Origin of the sequence: Pleomorphomonas sp. T1.2MG-36 (genome assembly GCF_950100655.1) — a bacterium.
Lineage (GTDB): Bacteria > Pseudomonadota > Alphaproteobacteria > Rhizobiales > Pleomorphomonadaceae > Pleomorphomonas.
In genome coordinates this window covers 215,209-233,036 of the sequence record NZ_CATNLY010000045.1, presented here as the reverse complement: position 1 = coordinate 233,036, position 17,828 = coordinate 215,209, and the positions used below count along the sequence as shown (strand labels likewise).

The window sequence follows — 17,828 nt, the reverse complement described above, 5'->3', positions numbered from 1 at the left end:
CGATCAACGATCAGCCGGTCCCTGCGGCTTCCTCGGATGCGTCCCGTAGCGCTCGACCTTCAGTGCCATCACATCGGCCATATGGTCCGCCGCCAACATCTCGCAAGCCCTATCGATTTCCTCGCCGATGAGCCGCAAGACTCTTCCAGTCGACCTTGCGTAGCCGTGCAGTTCGGTCGCCCTCGTCTTGCCGTCCGCTCCCTCGAATTCCCATTTCCTGTGATAGCCCGAAGCCAGCCGGTGGACTGCCTTCGCCACCTGCACGACGCGGAACTCACGGACCCGATGCGAGCCGGGGTCTTCCTCGATCAAAGCGGACATGGCTAGGTGGATTGCGAGGATGGTTTCCGGTTTGATTTCTGCCCTTGCGAGCCGCACGAAGGCGATGCGTGCCCTGTCGCGAACTGGGAGGCCCCGGAGCGAGGTGGAGGGCGTGAAGGGGCCGGAGCCGTCGAGAAGGCCACGGAGAGCGCCGACTGCCGAAACCACCGCGCTGTCAGCGGCGTTGGCCTTGAGCCACCTATCGGCAGCCTTGCGGTAAGGCGCAATGTCGGCCGCCCTGTAGGTGCCGTGCCAGTGGCTACCATGGCGAGCCTTATGGTCGACATGACGTTTGCAATGGAAGGCGGCGAGCCCAGTGCCTTCGGCTCGCATGGTCGGCTGTCCGCAACCCGGAATGACGCAACGGGCCTCGAATCCTTCGGGGTCGGCTGCACGGCGCCGGATGTCCTCGCCGCGCTTCTTGCTTTTGATAAAGGTCTGATAGGGATCGGTCATAAGACTTCAGAAGCAGAGAGCTTCAAACTGGCGCTACCGGTTTTGCCACGGCGCTTCCTCAGCTTCCACCCTAATTCGGCAGCCACCAGAAGTTCGAAGCTCAAAAAGATTAATCACTTCAGTGGAGGTGACAAGTCCCGACCTCCCCCTCTATGATGGTTTTGGAGCGCAGACGCAGCGCTCTGGGGCGTGGAAACCCCTACCGAGTGGTAAGGGCGGCAACCGGAAATGCCGCCAATCCTCGACCTATGGTCGGGGAGCCTGTGGCGTATGTCCAGGTTCTCCGAACTAAAGGCCACGGGGACCGCCCTCGGTCGGTTTTCCAACTCCCCGATCACCAGAGTCATGGAGCACGCTTGCGGGGGCGCACCGCAGGCACCTGACTTCGGGGAATGCTAAAATGCAGCCGCTTTGGACCCATTGGGCAGTTGCCGGCGCCGTTGTCATTGTCCTCGGCTTTGCCTTCTTGCAGCTTCAGCGGATCACATCCGCAGCCGTGGCATTTTGTATACTGGCGTTGTTTGTCAGCACGGTGCGTGGCGTTTTGGCTCCCGACCCACTGGGCACCGCTAATCAAATTGGCCAGCTCTTGGGCTATGGTATCGGCATTACGATATTGGCGCTGATGCCGACATGGCTGTTCTTGAAGGTCAAAGCTCATTTGGGAAACCGGGCTGCGGGGAAATAGATTGCTATCGACGGTCTTTTGCTCTGGCGCGAATAGGGGCATTCCAAAATGTCTGAGGACCAGCCTGAAGCACTACTTTGGCGGAAATTGTATGCCTCGGAGGCCAAGCGCAATCAAAACCTAACCGATCCCGGTACTGAGGCGATGCGAGGCCTGTTTGAACAGATCGCCTTCTATGCGATCATCTGGGGCTTGGCGCTTATTTTGGTCATTGGCGTGACGCGCTGCATTGCTTGGCTCTCACCAGAGCTTCCCTGGTGGTTCGGTTGGTTTGGCCTTGCCGCAACCGTAATGAGTGGCAGCTTGATGCTTATCCTCATGGATAGCCCTTATGGTAAGCTGTGGGAGGGTCGCGCCAGGCTGTGGGCTAGGCAATACGGATATCCCGTCATTTTGCTGCTTGGCATCGGGTTGGCCTTGATCTGGGAAAGCACGGAAGCACAGCAGACGGTTGAGGCGCAGGCCCAACGGGCGGCAATGACGGCTTGCGGTCAGATTCCTACCTGCATCCGGATGGCAGAGCGGATGAACCAAGGGAACGACGTACTATCTTATCTTCCGCGATAGGTAGTTGCCGCGCTTGCTCCTTAGCTATTCCGCCGCCGAGTTGGCGTCCTTCACCAGCGCCCGATAGACACTTCCACGGCCGATCCCTAAGGCCTTGGCGATCTCAGTGGGGGTCTTTCCGGCCGCCGACATGGACCGGACCTCACCGGCCTTAAGGCGGGCGCTCGGCTTTCGTCCTTTGTATTTGCCCTCAGCCTTGGCCTTGGCGATGCCCTCGCGCTGCCGCTCCAGCATCATCTCGCGTTCAAACTGAGCGAAGCCGGCGAAGACATTGAGGAGGAGCTTGCCCGTTGCCGACTTGGTGTCAACCAGTTCGCCACCGAGATTGAGGATGCGGAGGCCGACGCCCTTTCGCTCCAACTCCTCAACGATGGTCCATAAGCGGAGCGTCGAGCGCACGAGGCGGTCCAGCTTTGTCACCACCAACGTGTCACCTTTGCGAGTGAATTTGATGGCGGCTTCAAGCTCCGGCCGCGTGGCTTCGATGGATGAGACCTGTTCTGAATAGACCTCTTCACATCCCGCTACTTTGAGGTCCCTAAGCTGGGCTTCAAGGCCGGCTTCTTGTTCGGTGGTTGAGGTTCTGGCGTATCCAATCAGCATGGCGGATGCTCCGAGACGTCCAATAGGGTCAAGACCATCGGACTCCTATATGTCCAAAATGTCAATGCCATTCTTTTGGACACACTTCGGCTGCGGTCGGACACGTCCATTGAGGCAGGGTCTATTGGGCGACTGGGCGCTTACTACCAGCTCTCTTCAGGACGGTGGCGTTCCTGGTGGCGGCGCTTGCAAATAGAACTCATAGGCCTCTGAGACTCGGGCTTTCTTGTGAATATCCTGCCGCATCGCCCGGAGAAGAACATTGAGAAGACGATCATGCTCGGATTGGGAACGAGATGGGTTCCGCACAGAATTTTCTCTCAAGAATGCATCTCTGGCTAGGAGGACATCCTCGGGGGCAACAAGTATCAGGCCGTTAACCGCGTTGGCGAATCGGCGCTGAGCCTCCACCGTCGAGCGTCCTTCGACGATCTCCGACATGGCTGAGATGTACTCCTGATAACAGGCGTGCTTCAGCTTCCTCCACTCGGCCTCGTGCTCTCTTCGGCGGGTCAGTATGGAGGTAACTCCTGCGGCGATCAGCGCAGCCAAGATGGATGTCAGGGACGTGAGAAGGATGGTTTCCATTTGCCTCGCTTCTCCTTAATCCGCCATCCCGGACAAATGCCGCAGGATGGGCGAGGATAGCAGGGAATTCCTAGAATGCGGCCGGGGGGAAATCCCGATCCGCTGTCACGTATATGGCTTTTCGGATGAGCGACCCTTGGCTTAGTCGGGATTCAATGACTGGTGGCCGAACCAGCCACGGTGGCCAGCTCGTTCCCTTCCGGCAATCTGACAGCCTCGACACATACCCTTGCCTGCTCAATGGCCGGCCCACTCGAATATCGTCCGAGCGTCATTCCCTGCCGCTTGTGGCCGACCACGGCGGCAATGATATGTTCCGGTTGACCCGCCCGCTCGGCTTCCGTGATGAACCAGCGACGGAATGAATGGAAGTTCACCAAAGACCGCCGCTTGCCTGCCACGCAGTCATCAACCCCTATGCTGCGACGGTAAGCTGTAAACGCGTTTGACGCCTTGAAGGACCTTTCGCGCAGGGACATAGACGACTTCGGCGGTGGCCACTCGGGGAAAAGATCATCGCCCTCCGATTTGCCGGCGACACGAGCCGCTACGATCCCGAGAAGGCTGGAATGGATGGGAACGACTCTCGGTGCTGGCTCCTTCTTTTGAGGTTTGAACAGGAACAGGCCATCCCGACAGTCCTTTACCGTCAGGGAGACAACGGCGTCGAGCCGAGCACCTGTCAGCGCTCCGATGCGCATCAAATCGTGCATTGCCGCCGAGGCGGGACCGTTGAGAAGAGCCATCATCTCCTCGCGAGTGAACGGACGCTCCTTCTCATCATGTGGGCTTGTGTCAGTTGGCCGTTTGATGCCCTGCCAAGGATTAAGCTCGACATGTTCGCGCTGAAGCAGCCATTGCCAATAAATCGAAAGCCGGCTGAAGTACTTCTTCATGGTGACCGGATTCCGGCCATTTCCGGCGTTGGTCATGGCATCAACGAAGCGCATAGCGACCTTCCTAGTGATAGCCTGAAGCGTTGCGGGAATGCTGTTGGTCCTACACCAGTCGGCGAGGAGAACGACAGCACGCTTATCGTCGGCGCGGGTCCTGGGCTTGACTTTGAGCTGCGACAGATAGTCGGGCCGATAAAGGTCGATCGGCACCGCCCTACCGCTCGCCACGTCAAAGAAGCTGTTCGCCATAGCTTCCCGAGAGGGATCGAAGACCTCTTGAAGTTCCCCGTCCGGTCCCGCTTCGGTCCCGATCGGATCGCCAAGCAGCTCGGCGGCAACATGCGCCGTCTCGTCAGCAATCTCGTTCAACTCCAAGGGGTCTATTATAGCGCGGCGACGCTTCAGGATGTTGAGGGCCGCCCGCGTCCGGGCCTCGCGAAGATCAGATTTCTCGCCCTGCGCTTCCGCAATAATTGCTTTCAACTCTGCGACAACTCGCCACTTAAGTGCGTTGGCGATGGCAAGACTGTCGGTGTCAAGGGAGCGCTTGAGCTTGGTTCCGAGCTTGGGCTGAAGGCTGCGGGGAACTGAGACAACTACTCGCCACTTCCCAGAGTGCATTTCGAGAAAGCGCGTTTCAGTAGATGCCGATTGGGCCATTTGGAGCCTCTGCGTACCCCGCTGCGTACCCCTAGTGCGTACCCTAAACCATTGGGTTTGTCCACAAATTCCGGAACTCCGCCATTCGACGGTCTGCAAACAGAGTTCCCGCTTAGCTCCACCATTTATTTCTCATGACGGGTTTGACGGTAGTGTTCGCTTGAGCGAGTGATCGCGCCGATTGTCTTTATGCCTTGCAGGCCGGAAAAATCCGCAGACGCAGCCACGGCAACACGGCCCTTCCACCCGTGAGGATGGCAGGATCCGTGAGCTGTTGCGACTTCGGTCAGCTACGTCCGCGTCGGACGCCAGCTGCGAGATCGGCGACCAGATCGGCAACCGCCTTCACCGTCGCGGCAGTCGCCTTGCCGTCATCCAGCGAATCGCGCACCGCGTTCACCAGGGCCGAACCGACCACCACGCCGTCGGCATGGGATGCGATGGCCGCCGCCTGCTCTCCGGTCTTGACGCCGAACCCGACCATCACCGGCAGAGACGTGTGCGCCTTGATGCGGTCAACGGCCGAGGCCACGTCGCCCGCCGCCGCCGACTTGACGCCGGTGACGCCGAGCACCGACACGTAATAGACAAAGCCCGAGGAGTTCCTGAGGAGCACCGGCAGACGCTTGTCGTCCGACGTCGGCGTCGCCAGTCGGATGAAGCTGATGCCCGCCCTGATCGCCGGCAGACACAGCTCCTCGTCCTCTTCCGGTGGCAGGTCGACGACGATCAGGCCGTCGACGCCGGCTGCCTTGGCGTCGGCAACGAAACGCTCGACGCCGTAGATGTAGATGGGGTTGTAATAGCCCATCAGCACGATGGGCGTCTCGTTATCGCCGGCACGGAAGGCGCGGATCTGCTCCAGCGTCTTCACCATGGTCTGACCGGCCGTAAGCGCCCGGATGTCAGCGGCCTGGATCGGCGGCCCCTCGGCCATCGGATCGGAAAAGGGCATGCCGAACTCGATGATATCGGCGCCGGCGCCCGGCAACGCCTTCAGGATGGACAGCGAGGTTTCGGCATCCGGATCACCGGCCGTGACGAAGGTGACCAAGGCCGCCCGTCCCTCGGCTTTCAGCTTTGCAAGACGGGTATCGATGCGGGTGACGGGAAGGGAACTCACAGGTCGACTCCCAGGATCTTGCCGACGGTAAAGACGTCCTTGTCGCCGCGACCGGACAGGTTGACGACGATGATCTCATCCTTGGCCATTTCGGGCGCACGCTTGATCGCCTCGGCGACGGCATGGGCGCTCTCAAGGGCAGGGATGATGCCCTCGACCTTGGTGAGCATCTGGAAGGCGTCGAGCGCCTCCTGATCGGTGGCGGGCACGTAGCTGACGCGTCCGCTATCGCTCAGCCAGGAATGCTCCGGGCCGATGCCGGGATAGTCGAGGCCGGCGGAAATGGAGTGCCCCTCGAGGATCTGACCGTCATCGTCTTGCAGCAGATAAGTTCTGTTGCCGTGCAGCACGCCCGGCTTGCCGCCATTCAACGAGGCGGCATGGCCGTTGTAGACGTGCATGCCGTGACCGCCGGCCTCGACGCCGATGATGCGGACATCCGGATCGTCGAGGAAGGGATGGAAGATGCCGATGGCATTGGAGCCACCGCCGACGGCCGCGATGACGAGGTCGGGCAGCCTGCCCTCGGCAGCGACGATCTGCTCGCGCGTCTCGTTGCCGATCACCGACTGGAAGTCGCGCACCATGGTCGGATAGGGATGCGGACCGGCGGCCGTGCCGATCATGTAGTAGGTCGTCTCGACGTTGGTCACCCAGTCGCGCAACGCCTCGTTCATGGCGTCCTTCAGCGTGCCGTTGCCCGCCGTCACCGGATGAACCTCCGCCCCCAGGAGCTCCATGCGGAAGACGTTGGGCTTCTGCCGCTCGACGTCGGTGGCGCCCATGTAGACTTCGCAAGGGTAGCCGAAGCGGGCGCAGACGGTGGCCGAGGCGACGCCATGCTGGCCGGCGCCGGTTTCGGCGATGATCCGCGTCTTGCCCATGCGGCGGGCGAGCAGGATCTGGCCGAGACAGTTGTTGATCTTGTGGCTGCCGGTGTGGTTGAGCTCTTCGCGCTTCAGGTAGATCTTGGCGCCACCGAGATGGGCGGAAAGCCGCTCGGCGAAATAGAGCGGGCTCGGCCTGCCGGTATATGTGGCGTGCAGCGCCTTGAGCTCGCCCTGAAAGGCCGGATCGGCCTTGGCGGCCCCGTAGGCTTGATCGAGCTCGAGGATCAGCGGCATCAGCGTCTCGGCGACGTAGCGACCGCCGAAGATGCCGAAATGGCCGCGCTCGTCCGGGCCGGTCCGGTAGGAATTCAGCGGCGTCGCCTCACTCATCGTTGCCCCTCTTCATTCGCTGCGCGTGCCGCTGCCACAAAGGCGCGGATGCGAGCCTCGTTTTTCTGGCCCGGTGCGCTCTCGACGCCCGACGAAACATCGACGCCGGAGGGGTGCACCCTCCGCACCGCATCATCAACGTTGGTAGGATCAAGCCCGCCGGAAAGCAAGAAGGGCATAGGCGCCCCCGCCAGTAGCGACCAGTCGAACGTGACGCCCAGGCCGCCGGGCCGGGTCGCGTCCTTCGGAGGCTTGGCGTCGTAGAGCAGAAGGTCGGCGGTTCCGGCATAAACGTGAGCGGCTGCCGCATCCTCGGCGGTTCCGATCCCCAGAGCCTTGATCACCGTTCGCCCGAGGCGCTGCCGCACGTCGGCGACGCGCGCCGGCGTTTCGTGCCCGTGCAACTGGATGGCGTCCGGGGCAATCGTCGCAACGAGGTGGTCGAGAAGATCGTCGCTGGCGTCGACCGTCAGCACCACCGTTTTCGCCCGTCCGGCCACCTGACGGGCGAGCGCCGCGGCGACCTCGGCGGAGACGTGGCGCGGGCTTTTCGGGAAATGCACGAAGCCGACGAGATCGGCGCCGGCTGAAAGCGCCCATTCCAGGCTTTCCGGCGTAGAAAGGCCGCAAATCTTGACGAGGAACGGAGACATCATGACAACAGCCTGACAGGAAGCGGCGGCTCGCGGCCGCCGCATGTCCGATCAAAGAAATGCCGACCGTCAGGCACCGGTGAAGGCGCGTGGAGCGGCGGAGACCAGCGACGGCGTCGAGCCAGTCACCTCGTAGACGGCCAGACCGCGATCGTTGGTGCCGAAGGCATTGAAGCGGAACAGACCGTTGACCGCCGAGAGGAAACCCTCGGGGTTGGTTATGACCGAGAGCTGGAAGCGCTGGGCGCCGGCAGTCTTGGCAAGGCCGGCGGCCAACACCACGGCGTCGTAGGCGAGCGAAGCTGTCAGTGGCGGCTCGCCGCCGTAGGTCGACCGGTAGCGACTGGCGAAGGCCGAGAAGCCGGATATCTCCGGCGAAGGGAACCAGCCGCCCGTGAGCGCCGGGTCGTTGTAGACGGAGGGATCGTTCCAGACGCCGGTCCCCAACAGCTTGATACGGGCAAGATCGACACCAGCCGTCCGCAGCGACCTGGCAATGGTCGGCGCCACGCCCGCGCCTTCGGGCACCAGGATGCAGTCGATCTGGGAGGCCACGGCGGCGATCGCCGCCACGGACTGGGCCTCGCCACCGGCGGCGAAGCGTTCGACGGCCACGACACGCATGCCATAGCGACCGGCCTCCTGGCGCAAGGCGGCCTCGGCCAGATTGCCGAAGGCGCTCTGCGACATGATGGCGGCGATCGACTTGCGACCGGACCTGGCCGCCTCAGCAACAACGCGACGCACCTGGCCATCGACCAGGAAACCGAGGATGTAGACGCCGGCTGCCGCCACGGAAGGATCGGAGGAGAAGGCAATCACCGGCACGGATGCCGCGCGCGCCACCGGGCCGACACCGCCCACTTCGGCGGCAAAGATCGGCCCGATGATCAACTCGGCACCTTCGGAGATCGCCTGACGCGCCGCTTCGGCGGCACCCTCGGCGGTACCGCGCGTATCCTTCACAAGAACGGTCAGGTCGTTGCCGGAAAAATCGTTGAGACCGAGCGATGCGGCATTCTGCATGGCGACAGCCAACGCGGCGCCGTTACCGGGCGCCGTTTTCGGCAGCAGCAGCGCCACACGCACCGTGCCGGTACCCAGCACCTCGCCCGATATGGCCGGCCCGGTCGGGGCTGGCAGGAGAGTGTCGCCGCCACTCGGCCGACTGGTCGGCGAACAAGCCGCGAGCGCCGCGCCACCCAACAGGACCAGCGCGAGACGCCGGCTCAGCCCGGCAGCCTCCAAACGCGGATCGCTCGTCTCCGGGGACACGGCCGTGCCGGCCACGCCGCTCGCAACCCTGCCATCGTCACGGGTCATCATCTTACCTTCCGCCGCAAAAGTATCCGCGCCATTTCAATGACAAACGGCCGTAGATGCAACTCCTTACATGCCATTTACCGGTGGAGAGGCGAGGAATCGGCCCGGACGGCTCGATTTTCCCGCCGAAGTGTGGTTTTGGGAGCTAGGAAACACGGTGCTCAGACGCCGTCCAAGGGAATTATATGATCAGGCACATCGTCTACTTCTCCGTCCGTTCCGCCGACGACCGCCAGCGGGTTCTCGACGGCCTTCGCCTGCTCGAGGCCAATCCGCACGCCCTGCTCCTCGAGGTCGAGGAGAATCTGAAGCTCGACAGCCTCGGCAACGAGGTCGACTTCGTCGTTTACGGCGAGTTCACTGACGCCGCCGCACTCGACGCCTTCAAGGCGCATCCGAGCTATGAAGCTTCGATCGCCTCGGTGCGGCCGCTTCGGGAACTTCGCATGGCGGCCGATGTCGTTGCGCGACGGGAACGGCAGTCGTCATGAGCGAGGCAGGCGGCAAGACCACTACGACGGGCTACGCCATCGACGGCACCGCCTTCGCCGGCAAGCCGGTCGAGCCCGGCCTGTACCCGGTGGCGACGCCGATCGGCAATCTCTCGGACATCTCGCTGCGCGCGCTCGATGTGCTGGCCAGTGCCGATCTCATCGTTTGCGAGGACAGCCGCGTCACCGCCGTCCTCCTCGACCGCTACGGCATCCGCAAGCCGCTTGCCATCTACCACGAGCACAACGCCGCCCGCGAGCGACCGCGCCTTCTGGCCATGCTCCGGGGCGGCATGCGCCTCGCGCTGGTATCCGACGCCGGCACGCCGCTGATTTCCGACCCCGGTTACAAACTGGTCGAAGAGGCGATCGCCGAGGGCATCCGCGTCATTCCCATTCCCGGCGCCTCGGCCATCCTGTCGGCGCTGGTGGCTGCCGGCTTGCCGACCGATACCTTCCTTTTCCTTGGTTTTCTGCCGCACAAGGCCGGCACGCGCCGCAATCGTCTGGGCGAGTTTCGCGCCGTGCCGACGACGCTCGTGATCTACGAGTCGCCGCACCGCGCGGCCGAAACACTCGCCGACATGGCCGAGGTGCTGGGCGGCGATCGGCCGGCAGCGCTTTGCCGCGAACTCACCAAGCGTTTCGAAGAGGTGCGGCGCGGCACGCTGTCCGAGCTGGCGGCCGGCGCCCAAGACGATCCGCCGCGCGGCGAGATCGTGCTGGTGATCGGCGCGCCGCTCGGCGACGAGGCCGGCGAAGCCGACATCGAAGCCCTTCTGTCGGCCGCCCTTGAAACCAAGGGAACCGGGCAGGCGGCCGCTGAGGTGGCGAAGACCACCGGTCGCCCCCGCAAGGAGGTCTACGCGCTCGCCTTGAAACTCAAGGCGGTGCTCGATGCCGGCAGCGACGGCGACGATGATGCCCCTCCGACGGGGACCTGAACCTGCAGGAGACATGCGATGCCGCCGCTCGACCTTCTGATCGCCTTTCTTGTGTCGACGGCTCTGTTCGCATTCGTCCCCGGCCCGGCGATGCTCTATGCCGCGGCCCGCACGCTTGCCGGCGGTCGACGGGCTGGCCTGATGGCCGCCCTTGGCGTGCATGTCGGCGGCTATGCCCACGTACTTGCCGCGACGATGGGGCTTTCGGTGCTGTTTCATGCCGTTCCCGTCGTCTACACGATCGTAAAGCTTGGTGGTGGCGCCTACCTGATCGTCATGGGATGGCGCCTTGCAACCGCCGAGAACAGGGGCGCGATCGTGGGCGACAAGAGCCCGCGGGACTCGCAGCGCGCCTTCGCCCAGAGCATCCTCGTCGAACTGCTCAACCCCAAAACCGCGATTTTCTTCCTCGCCTTTCTTCCGCAGTTCGTCAGTGCCCAAGCCGCCGCGCCGATGTGGCTCCAGTTTTTTGTCCTCGGCGTGATCACCAACGTCATGTTCTCCCTTGCCGACCTCATCGCGGTCTTCGGGGCAAGCGGCATCCTGTCCAATCTTCGGTCCTCACCGGCGTGGGGGAAATGGCTGAAGCGGGCGGCCGGGTCGCTGCTCATCGGTCTCGGCGCACGCCTCGCGCTGGAGAGAAGTTAAGAATGCCCGCCGACCGCAGGGCGGGATATGCCCGAGGCCTCGTTGCCGAAGGCATCGCCGCCTGGTTGCTGCGCCTCAAGGGCTACCGCGTGCTGGCAACCCGCTATCGCACGCCGCTCGGCGAGATCGACATCGTGGCCCGACGCGGCAAGGTGCTGGCCTTCGTCGAGGTCAAGGCGCGTCCGACCATCGAAGCCGGTCTCGAAGCCATCGCCGCCGAAGGCTACCGCCGCATCGAGGCAGCGGCGGATCTCTATCTGTCCCGACATCCGCAATTCGTGGATTTCACACTGCGCTTCGACCTGGTGGTCGTCAGACCGCGCCGCTGGCCGCACCATGTCGAGAACGCGTTTTCGTGAAGCGCTTTCCCGTTGCGCGGCGGCCGGAAGCCGCCCATAAACGGCGGCATCCCTTTCCGAAGACGAGTTGTCGCCATGAGCCTTTCCGTCGCCGTCCAGATGGACCACATCGCCTCGATCCGCCTCGCCGGCGACTCCACCTTCGCTCTTATGTTGGAGGCGCAGAAGCGAGGCCACAGCCTCTTCCACTACACCCCCGACAAGCTGACGCTGCGCTCGAGCCGGGTGACGGCGGCGATCGAACCGGTCGCGGTGCGCGACGAGCCGGGCAACCACTTCACGCTCGGTTTGCCCGAGAAGACCGACCTTTCGACGCTCGATGTGGTGCTGCTCCGTCAGGACCCGCCGTTCGACATGGCCTATCTTTCCACCACCTACATGCTGGAGCGTATCCATCCGGCAACGCTGGTGGTCAACGACCCGGCCGAGGTGCGCGACGCACCGGAAAAGCTCTTGGTGATGAACTACCCCGAGCTGATGCCGGAGACGATCATCACCCGCGACCCGGACGAAATCCGGGCCTTCCGCGCTGAGTTCGGGGACATCGTGCTTAAGCCGCTCTACGGCGCCGGCGGCCAAGGCGTCTATCACGTGAAGCCCGACGACGACAATTTCAGCGCCTTTCTCGAGCTGTTCCTGACCCAGTCGCGCGATCCCTTCATCGCCCAGCGCTATCTGCCCGCCGTCAGGGCCGGCGACAAGCGCATCATCCTCGTCGACGGCAAGTTCGCCGGCCTCGTCAATCGCGTGCCGGCAGAAGGCGATCTTCGCTCCAACATGGTACGCGGCGGAGCGGCGGCCACCACGGAGGTGAGCAAGCGGGATCTTGAGATCTGCGAGGCAATCGGTTCGGAACTCAGGGATCGCGGCCTGATCTTTGTCGGCATCGACGTCATCGGCGACAAGCTGACCGAGATCAACGTGACGTCGCCGACCGGCATCCGCGCCATCAAGCGCCTCGGCGGCCCCGATGTCGCGGCCTTGGTGTGGGACGCCATCGAATCACACTTCTGAGCCTTGAGGGATCAGAACTTCTCGTCCGGATAGACACCCCAGAGAGAGGCTTGGGCGATCCAGCCGGAAAAGCCCTTTCCGTCGAGCCGACACCAGGTGCCGTCACACTTTTCGACCGGCGCCTGGACTTTTGGCTCGACGCGCGCGGTGACGCGGGTCGTGTCATCCGGGCCGGCATGCAGATCGATCATCGTCTTGTCGGCGGCCCAGGGCGCGACGATAGCCGTGCGCGTGCCGGACAGCAGCGAATGGAACACCCAGCCCTCGCCACCCTCGAAATCGCGGATGCGACGCCAGTTCTCGAACTCCTGGGTAATTTCTACCGGCATGCCGGCACGAACATAGCGCCAGATCACCGCCTGATCGCGCGACGGTCCCTGGCGAACGTTGACGGAATCCGACTTGAGGCTGACGAAACGAGGCACCGGCAGACCGGAACTGCCGACGGTCTGCGCCAGCGAGGGACCCACGAGCATCATACCCGCGACCAGAATTGCCGCCGCCCGCCCCCACGCCGCCGTCATCGTCGTCCGCCTTCCATGCCAGAAACACCGCCGCTCGCCAAAATGGCGCTCCTCTTTATGGTTACCGGTCGGAGTTAACGTCGCGTCAACGCAGCCGCCGCATGGAATGACGCGGATCGGACCTCAGCCGGATTGACGCCCGGCAGTGGCTGGCCGAAACTTGCAGAGACAAGCTGCCGCCCGGCGGTGGCTTCAAGGAAGGACGGAACGAACTATGGCCGGCAAGAAGCCCCTGGTGGTGGTGACGCGCAAACTGCCCGACGTCGTCGAGGCGCGCATGCGCGAGTTGTTCGACGTCCGCCTCAACTCGACCGACCGGCCGATGACCCAGGCCGAACTGGTCGAGGCCAGCCGCATTGCCGATGTGCTGGTGCCGACCGTCACCGACCGCGTCGACGGCGGCGTGATCACCCAGGCCGGCCCAGGCCTGAAACTGATCGCCAATTTCGGCAACGGCGTCGACAATATCGACGTGATCAAGGCGACCGAACGCGGGATCGCCGTCACCAACACGCCCGGCGTCCTCACCGAGGACACCGCCGACATGACCATGGCCCTGATCCTTGCCGTGCCGCGCCACATGGCCGAGGGCATGCGGGCTCTCCAGGCCGGGGAGTGGCAGGGATGGTCGCCGACCGGCATGCTGGGCAGCCGCCTGCGCAGCAAGAAGCTCGGTATCGTCGGCATGGGTCGTATCGGCCAGGCGGTCGCACGCCGCGCGAGCGCCTTCGGCCTGTCGGTCTTCTACCATAACCGCCACCGCCTGCCGTCGGAGATCGAAGACAGGCTTTCGGCAACCTGGTGCGAGAGCCTCGACCAGATGCTGAACAGGATGGACATCGTCACCGTTCATTGCCCGCATACGCCGGCGACATACCACCTGTTGTCGGCGCGCCGGCTGAAGCTGATGCGCCCGGAGGCCTATCTGATCAACACCGCCCGCGGCGAGATCGTCGACGAGGCGGCGTTGACGCGCATGCTGGTTGCCGGCGAGCTGGCCGGCGCAGGCCTGGACGTCTATGAGCAGGAGCCGTCCATCAACCCGAAACTCGTCAAATGCGGCCGCGCGCTGCTGTTGCCTCACATGGGGTCGGCCACCATCGAAAGCCGCATCGAGATGGGCGAGAAGGTGATCGTCAACATCCGCGCCTTCATGGACGAGCATCACCTGCCGGATCGCGTATTGCCGGCCATGCTTTAATTTTCGGCCTCAGTCGCCGGCGGCGCTCCGCGCCTTGGCTTACGCTTCGCTTTCCGTCTTCCGAGGCTTCGCCACGGAAGAAACGCTTCGCGCGGCGCCCTTGGCGCCGGAAGCCGCGTCGCGGCTTCGACTGTTCTTGCCTCAGTCGCCGGCGGCGCTCCGCGCCTTGGCTTACGCTTCGCTTTCCGTCTTCCGAGGCTTCGCCACGGAAGAAACGCTTCGCGCGGCGCCCTTGGCGCCGGAAGCCGCGTCGCGGCTTCGATCTGTTCTTGCCTCAGTCGCCGGCGGCGCTCCGCGCCTTGGCTTACGCTTCGCTTTCCGTCTTCCGAGGCTCCGCCACGGAAGAAACGCTTCGCGCGGCGCCCTTGGCGCCGGAAAGCCGCTAACGCGGCTTCAGCTTGATTTCGACGTCGGAGAATTGACTCAGGCCGGCAGCTTCAGCCCGGTATCGCGCGCAAGCTGGGCAAGGCTGACTGCCGGACGCGGGCCGATGTGGCCGACGCATTCGCCACCAGCGAGGCAGCCGAGCCGCGTCGCCTCGGCCAGCGAGAGGCCGCGCGAGCGAGCATAGAGGAAGCCGGCGGCGAACTGGTCGCCGGCTCCGGTCATATCGACCAATTCGTCCACTTCAGAAGCCGGCGCCGATACCAGTTCGGCTCCCTCAAAGGCGAGCGCCCCGTCGCCGCCCAGCGTCACGGCCGCCGCCTTGCAATCGCGCCTGAGGCAGCTCACCGCCGTGTCGAGATCGTGCGTTTCGTAAAGCGCCTTGGCCTCTTCCTTGTTGGCGAAGACGAGATCGACCGTGCCCGAGCGCATCAAGTCGAGGAATTCGGGGCGGAAGCGATCGACACAGAAGCTGTCGGACAGGGTGATCGAGGCGAGGCGGCCGTGCGCGTGGGCAATGGCGGCGGCCTTGCGGAAGGCCTCCTTGGCCGCCGGCGGGTCCCACAGGAAGCCCTCGAGATAGGTATAGCGGGCAGCGGCCACCACCTTCTCCTCGATGTCGTCAACGGTAAGGTGATGACAGGCGCCGAGATAGGTGTTCATCGTCCGCTCGCTATCGGGCGTGATCAGGATCATGCAGCGGGCAGTGGGTGCGCCGTCGAACAGCGGTCGAGTCTCGAAATGCACCCCCTGGGAGCGGATGTCGTGCGTGAAGACCTCGCCGAAGGCATCGGTCGCCACCTTGCCGATGTAGGCGGCGTGACCACCGAACGAAGCGACGCCGGCTGCAGTGTTGGCAGCCGAACCGCCCGACGCCTCAACGGCCGGTCCCATCATGCCGTAGATGCGCTCGGCCTCCTCGGCGTCGATCAGCCGCATCATGCCCTTGGTAACGCCGAGCTTGACGAGCATATCCTCTTCGGTCGGCGAGAGAATGTCGACGATGGCATTGCCGATGGTCAGCACATCGAAATCGAGGCTCATGGGAAAAACGTCTCCTTGGTCCGGCATTGATGCGGACGGCTCTTCCATTTGGCCTAGACCATTCCCAAGTGACCGGCAAGCCGCGCCAACACGGCATCGAATGGAGAATTCCAAGAATGTTGAACGCCGTGCTGACAGCGCTCCGCGACATCCCGACGCCACCGTTCCGGACGGTGTTGTGGAAGTCGATCGGCCTGACGCTGGCGCTGCTCGCCGTCGTCTGGATCGGCACCTTCGCGGCGGCGGACTACCTCGTCGTCATGCTGCCGGCCGAATGGCAGACGGCTGCCGACTGGCTGGCCGGCCTGCTCCTGTTCGTCGGCCTCGGCTTTCTGGTGGCGCCGGTGGCGGCGCTGTTCGCCGGCCTCTATGCCGACGAGGTCGCGGACGTCGTCGAGCGGACGCGCTACCCGACCGACCGGCCCGGCGTGCCGCAGCCGCTGATGACGGGGCTCCTCACCGCGCTGCGGTTCACCGGCTTCGTAGTCCTGGTCAACATCGCCATGCTGCCGCTTCTTTTCCTGCCCGGGATCAACGTGCCCATCTTCCTGGCCGTCAACGCCTATCTCCTGGGGCGGGAGTATTTCGAACAGGTGGCCATGCGCTTTCGCCCCTTCGAGGAGGCGCGAGCGCTCCGGCGCGCCCATTCCGGAAAAGTCATGCTGGCCGGCCTTACCATCGCCGTCGTTCTCGCCGTGCCCGTGGTCAACATCCTGACGCCGCTCTATGCGACGGCATTGATGGTCCATGTGGTGAAGCTCACCGAACGCCAGAGACGGCCTTGACGACCACTCAAGCCGGCGGCGTTCCGTTGTCGGCCAGCACCTCACCGGCGAGATAGAGCGAACCGCAGATCAGAATGCGCGGTGCAGGACCGGACCAGGTGTCGCGAAGATGGGACAGCGCAGCGGGGACTCCGGTCGTCGCCATGGCCGTGACGCCGGCGCCGCGTGCCTCGGCGGCAAGCGCCTGCGGTTCGCGCGCCGAGTCCGATCCGCGAATGGGCACCGTATAGACGCGCCGGGCCAAACCGGCGAATGCCTCGAAGAAGCCGACCGGATCCTTGGTGGCGAGCATGCCGGCGATGAGGACCAGTGGCCGGGCGACGCGCTCCTCGAGATCGGCCATGGCCGAGGCGATCACCTCGCCAGCGCCGGGATTGTGACCGCCGTCGAGCCAGATCTCCGCTCCTTGCGGCGCGGCATCGACGATGGCGCCGACCGTCAGGCGCTGCAGACGCGCCGGCCATTCGACGCGCTCCATGCCCCGCTCCAGGGCATCGTGCCCAACGTGAAAGCCGGCCGCCCGCACCGCGGCGATAGCCGTGCCGGCATTGACGATCTGGTGGCTACCGGGAAGGCGCGGCCTCGGCAAATCCAGCAGACCGTCGATATCCTGGAACACCAGGCGGCCATGCTCCTCGAAGGCCGTCCAATCCTGCCCACCGATCATCAGCGGCCCGGCGCCAACCTCCGCCGCCACCCGTTCGACCACGGCCACGACGCCATCGGGGTTCGGAGACAGCACGACCGGTGCGCCCGCCTTGATGATGCCGGCCTTCTCGAAGGCGATCTTCTCGACGGTATTGCCGAGATAGGCCTGATGGTCGAGCGAGATCGACGTGATGACCGACACGGCCGGACGGTCGACCACATTGGTGGAATCGAACCGGCCGCCCAGACCGACCTCAAGTAGCAGCGCGTCGGCCGGCCGCTCGGCAAACAGCAGGAAGCCGGCGGCGGTCAGAAGCTCGAAAAGGGTGATCGCTTCGTCCCCGTTGGCCTTTTCGGTGCGGGAAAGCGCATCGGCGAGAGCGTCGTCGTCGACGAAGCTCGATATGCCGGGCCCGCCCGCAAGACGAAATCGCTCATTGTAGCGGACGAGGTGCGGCGAGGTATCGGCGTGAACACGAAGCCCCTCGGCCTCAAGGATGGCCCTCAGAAATGCCACCGTCGACCCCTTGCCGTTGGTGCCGGCGACATGGAAGACCGGCGGCAAGCGCTGCTCGGGATGGCCGAGCGCGGCGAGCAGCCGGCGAATGCGGCCAAGCGAGAGGTCGAAGCCCTTCGGCCAGCGCGCGCCAAGGCGGTCGATGATGTCGAGCGGCGTTTCCATGGCATA

The 17,828-nt window shown here is 64.1% G+C and carries 20 protein-coding genes; 9 read left to right on the top strand and 11 right to left on the bottom strand.

Annotation, left to right across the window (positions count from 1 at the left end; genetic code table 11):
• Positions 1-3 precede the first annotated feature (3 nt).
• Positions 4-777 (bottom strand): hypothetical protein, encoded by a 774-nt coding sequence (locus QQZ18_RS18685; RefSeq protein WP_284542466.1) that lies wholly within the window; start codon positions 775-777, stop codon positions 4-6.
• A gap of 400 nt (positions 778-1,177) precedes the next feature.
• On the opposite strand from QQZ18_RS18685, the gene QQZ18_RS18680 reads away from it, so the two are divergent.
• Together QQZ18_RS18680 and QQZ18_RS18675 are read left to right on the top strand one after the other, a co-directional pair.
• Complete coding sequence (locus QQZ18_RS18680) at positions 1,178-1,465, top strand: hypothetical protein (RefSeq protein ID WP_284542465.1); 288 nt, start codon at positions 1,178-1,180, stop codon at positions 1,463-1,465.
• A gap of 48 nt (positions 1,466-1,513) precedes the next feature.
• The gene (locus QQZ18_RS18675; protein ID WP_284542464.1) at positions 1,514-2,032 is read left to right on the top strand and encodes a hypothetical protein; all 519 of its coding nucleotides are present in this window, start codon (positions 1,514-1,516) and stop codon (positions 2,030-2,032) included.
• 24 nt (positions 2,033-2,056) lie between these two features.
• Here QQZ18_RS18675 and QQZ18_RS18670 read toward each other — a convergent pair whose 3' ends face one another.
• From QQZ18_RS18670 to QQZ18_RS18640, 7 genes are all read right to left on the bottom strand, one after another.
• A complete protein-coding gene (locus QQZ18_RS18670; RefSeq protein WP_284542463.1) occupies positions 2,057-2,635 on the bottom strand; it encodes a recombinase family protein in 579 nt (192 codons plus the stop codon).
• A gap of 156 nt (positions 2,636-2,791) precedes the next feature.
• The gene (locus tag QQZ18_RS18665; protein ID WP_284542462.1) at positions 2,792-3,223 is read right to left on the bottom strand and encodes a hypothetical protein; all 432 of its coding nucleotides are present in this window, start codon (positions 3,221-3,223) and stop codon (positions 2,792-2,794) included.
• Positions 3,224-3,375: 152 nt separating this feature from the next.
• Positions 3,376-4,779: a tyrosine-type recombinase/integrase gene (locus QQZ18_RS18660; protein WP_284542461.1), complete on the bottom strand. Its 1,404-nt coding sequence runs from the start codon at positions 4,777-4,779 to the stop codon at positions 3,376-3,378.
• Between the two features lie 286 nt (positions 4,780-5,065).
• The gene (trpA, locus tag QQZ18_RS18655) at positions 5,066-5,902 is read right to left on the bottom strand and encodes a tryptophan synthase subunit alpha (RefSeq protein ID WP_284542459.1); all 837 of its coding nucleotides are present in this window, start codon (positions 5,900-5,902) and stop codon (positions 5,066-5,068) included.
• A complete protein-coding gene (trpB, locus tag QQZ18_RS18650; protein ID WP_284542458.1) occupies positions 5,899-7,122 on the bottom strand; it encodes a tryptophan synthase subunit beta in 1,224 nt (407 codons plus the stop codon). The genes trpA and trpB overlap by 4 nt, the downstream gene beginning before the upstream one ends.
• Positions 7,119-7,775, bottom strand: coding sequence for a phosphoribosylanthranilate isomerase (locus tag QQZ18_RS18645; RefSeq protein ID WP_284542579.1), 657 nt, complete (start codon positions 7,773-7,775; stop codon positions 7,119-7,121). The genes trpB and QQZ18_RS18645 overlap by 4 nt, the downstream gene beginning before the upstream one ends.
• Positions 7,776-7,844: 69 nt before the next feature.
• Positions 7,845-9,101 (bottom strand): penicillin-binding protein activator, encoded by a 1,257-nt coding sequence (locus QQZ18_RS18640; RefSeq protein ID WP_284542457.1) that lies wholly within the window; start codon positions 9,099-9,101, stop codon positions 7,845-7,847.
• Positions 9,102-9,283: 182 nt separating this feature from the next.
• On the opposite strand from QQZ18_RS18640, the gene QQZ18_RS18635 reads away from it, so the two are divergent.
• The 5 genes from QQZ18_RS18635 to gshB all read left to right on the top strand — a co-directional run bounded on the left by QQZ18_RS18635 (position 9,284) and on the right by gshB (position 12,554).
• Positions 9,284-9,589, top strand: a complete 306-nt coding sequence (locus QQZ18_RS18635) for a Dabb family protein (protein ID WP_284542456.1) — start codon at positions 9,284-9,286, stop codon at positions 9,587-9,589.
• Positions 9,586-10,533 (top strand): 16S rRNA (cytidine(1402)-2'-O)-methyltransferase, encoded by a 948-nt coding sequence (rsmI, locus tag QQZ18_RS18630; RefSeq protein ID WP_284542455.1) that lies wholly within the window; start codon positions 9,586-9,588, stop codon positions 10,531-10,533. Before QQZ18_RS18635 ends, rsmI begins: the two co-directional genes overlap by 4 nt.
• An 18-nt stretch (positions 10,534-10,551) precedes the next feature.
• Positions 10,552-11,181, top strand: coding sequence for a LysE family translocator (locus QQZ18_RS18625; protein ID WP_284542454.1), 630 nt, complete (start codon positions 10,552-10,554; stop codon positions 11,179-11,181).
• Between the two features lie 2 nt (positions 11,182-11,183).
• Complete coding sequence (locus tag QQZ18_RS18620; protein ID WP_284542453.1) at positions 11,184-11,540, top strand: YraN family protein; 357 nt, start codon at positions 11,184-11,186, stop codon at positions 11,538-11,540.
• A 75-nt stretch (positions 11,541-11,615) separates the two neighbouring features.
• Positions 11,616-12,554: a glutathione synthase gene (gene gshB / locus QQZ18_RS18615; protein ID WP_284542452.1), complete on the top strand. Its 939-nt coding sequence runs from the start codon at positions 11,616-11,618 to the stop codon at positions 12,552-12,554.
• Between the two features lie 11 nt (positions 12,555-12,565).
• Here gshB and QQZ18_RS18610 read toward each other — a convergent pair whose 3' ends face one another.
• Positions 12,566-13,033, bottom strand: coding sequence for an SH3 domain-containing protein (locus QQZ18_RS18610; RefSeq protein ID WP_284542451.1), 468 nt, complete (start codon positions 13,031-13,033; stop codon positions 12,566-12,568).
• A gap of 259 nt (positions 13,034-13,292) precedes the next feature.
• Here QQZ18_RS18610 and QQZ18_RS18605 point away from each other — a divergent pair, with 259 nt between their 5' ends.
• Complete coding sequence (locus QQZ18_RS18605; RefSeq protein WP_284542450.1) at positions 13,293-14,279, top strand: 2-hydroxyacid dehydrogenase; 987 nt, start codon at positions 13,293-13,295, stop codon at positions 14,277-14,279.
• Between the two features lie 423 nt (positions 14,280-14,702).
• Here the strand turns inward: QQZ18_RS18605 and QQZ18_RS18600 are convergent, their stop codons facing one another.
• Complete coding sequence (locus tag QQZ18_RS18600) at positions 14,703-15,707, bottom strand: adenosine kinase (RefSeq protein WP_284542449.1); 1,005 nt, start codon at positions 15,705-15,707, stop codon at positions 14,703-14,705.
• 116 nt (positions 15,708-15,823) lie between these two features.
• Here QQZ18_RS18600 and QQZ18_RS18595 point away from each other — a divergent pair, with 116 nt between their 5' ends.
• Complete coding sequence (locus QQZ18_RS18595) at positions 15,824-16,492, top strand: sulfate transporter family protein (RefSeq protein WP_284542448.1); 669 nt, start codon at positions 15,824-15,826, stop codon at positions 16,490-16,492.
• A gap of 7 nt (positions 16,493-16,499) precedes the next feature.
• On the opposite strand, the gene QQZ18_RS18590 is transcribed toward QQZ18_RS18595, so the two are convergent.
• The gene (locus tag QQZ18_RS18590) at positions 16,500-17,822 is read right to left on the bottom strand and encodes a bifunctional folylpolyglutamate synthase/dihydrofolate synthase (protein WP_284542447.1); all 1,323 of its coding nucleotides are present in this window, start codon (positions 17,820-17,822) and stop codon (positions 16,500-16,502) included.
• Positions 17,823-17,828 lie beyond the last annotated feature (6 nt).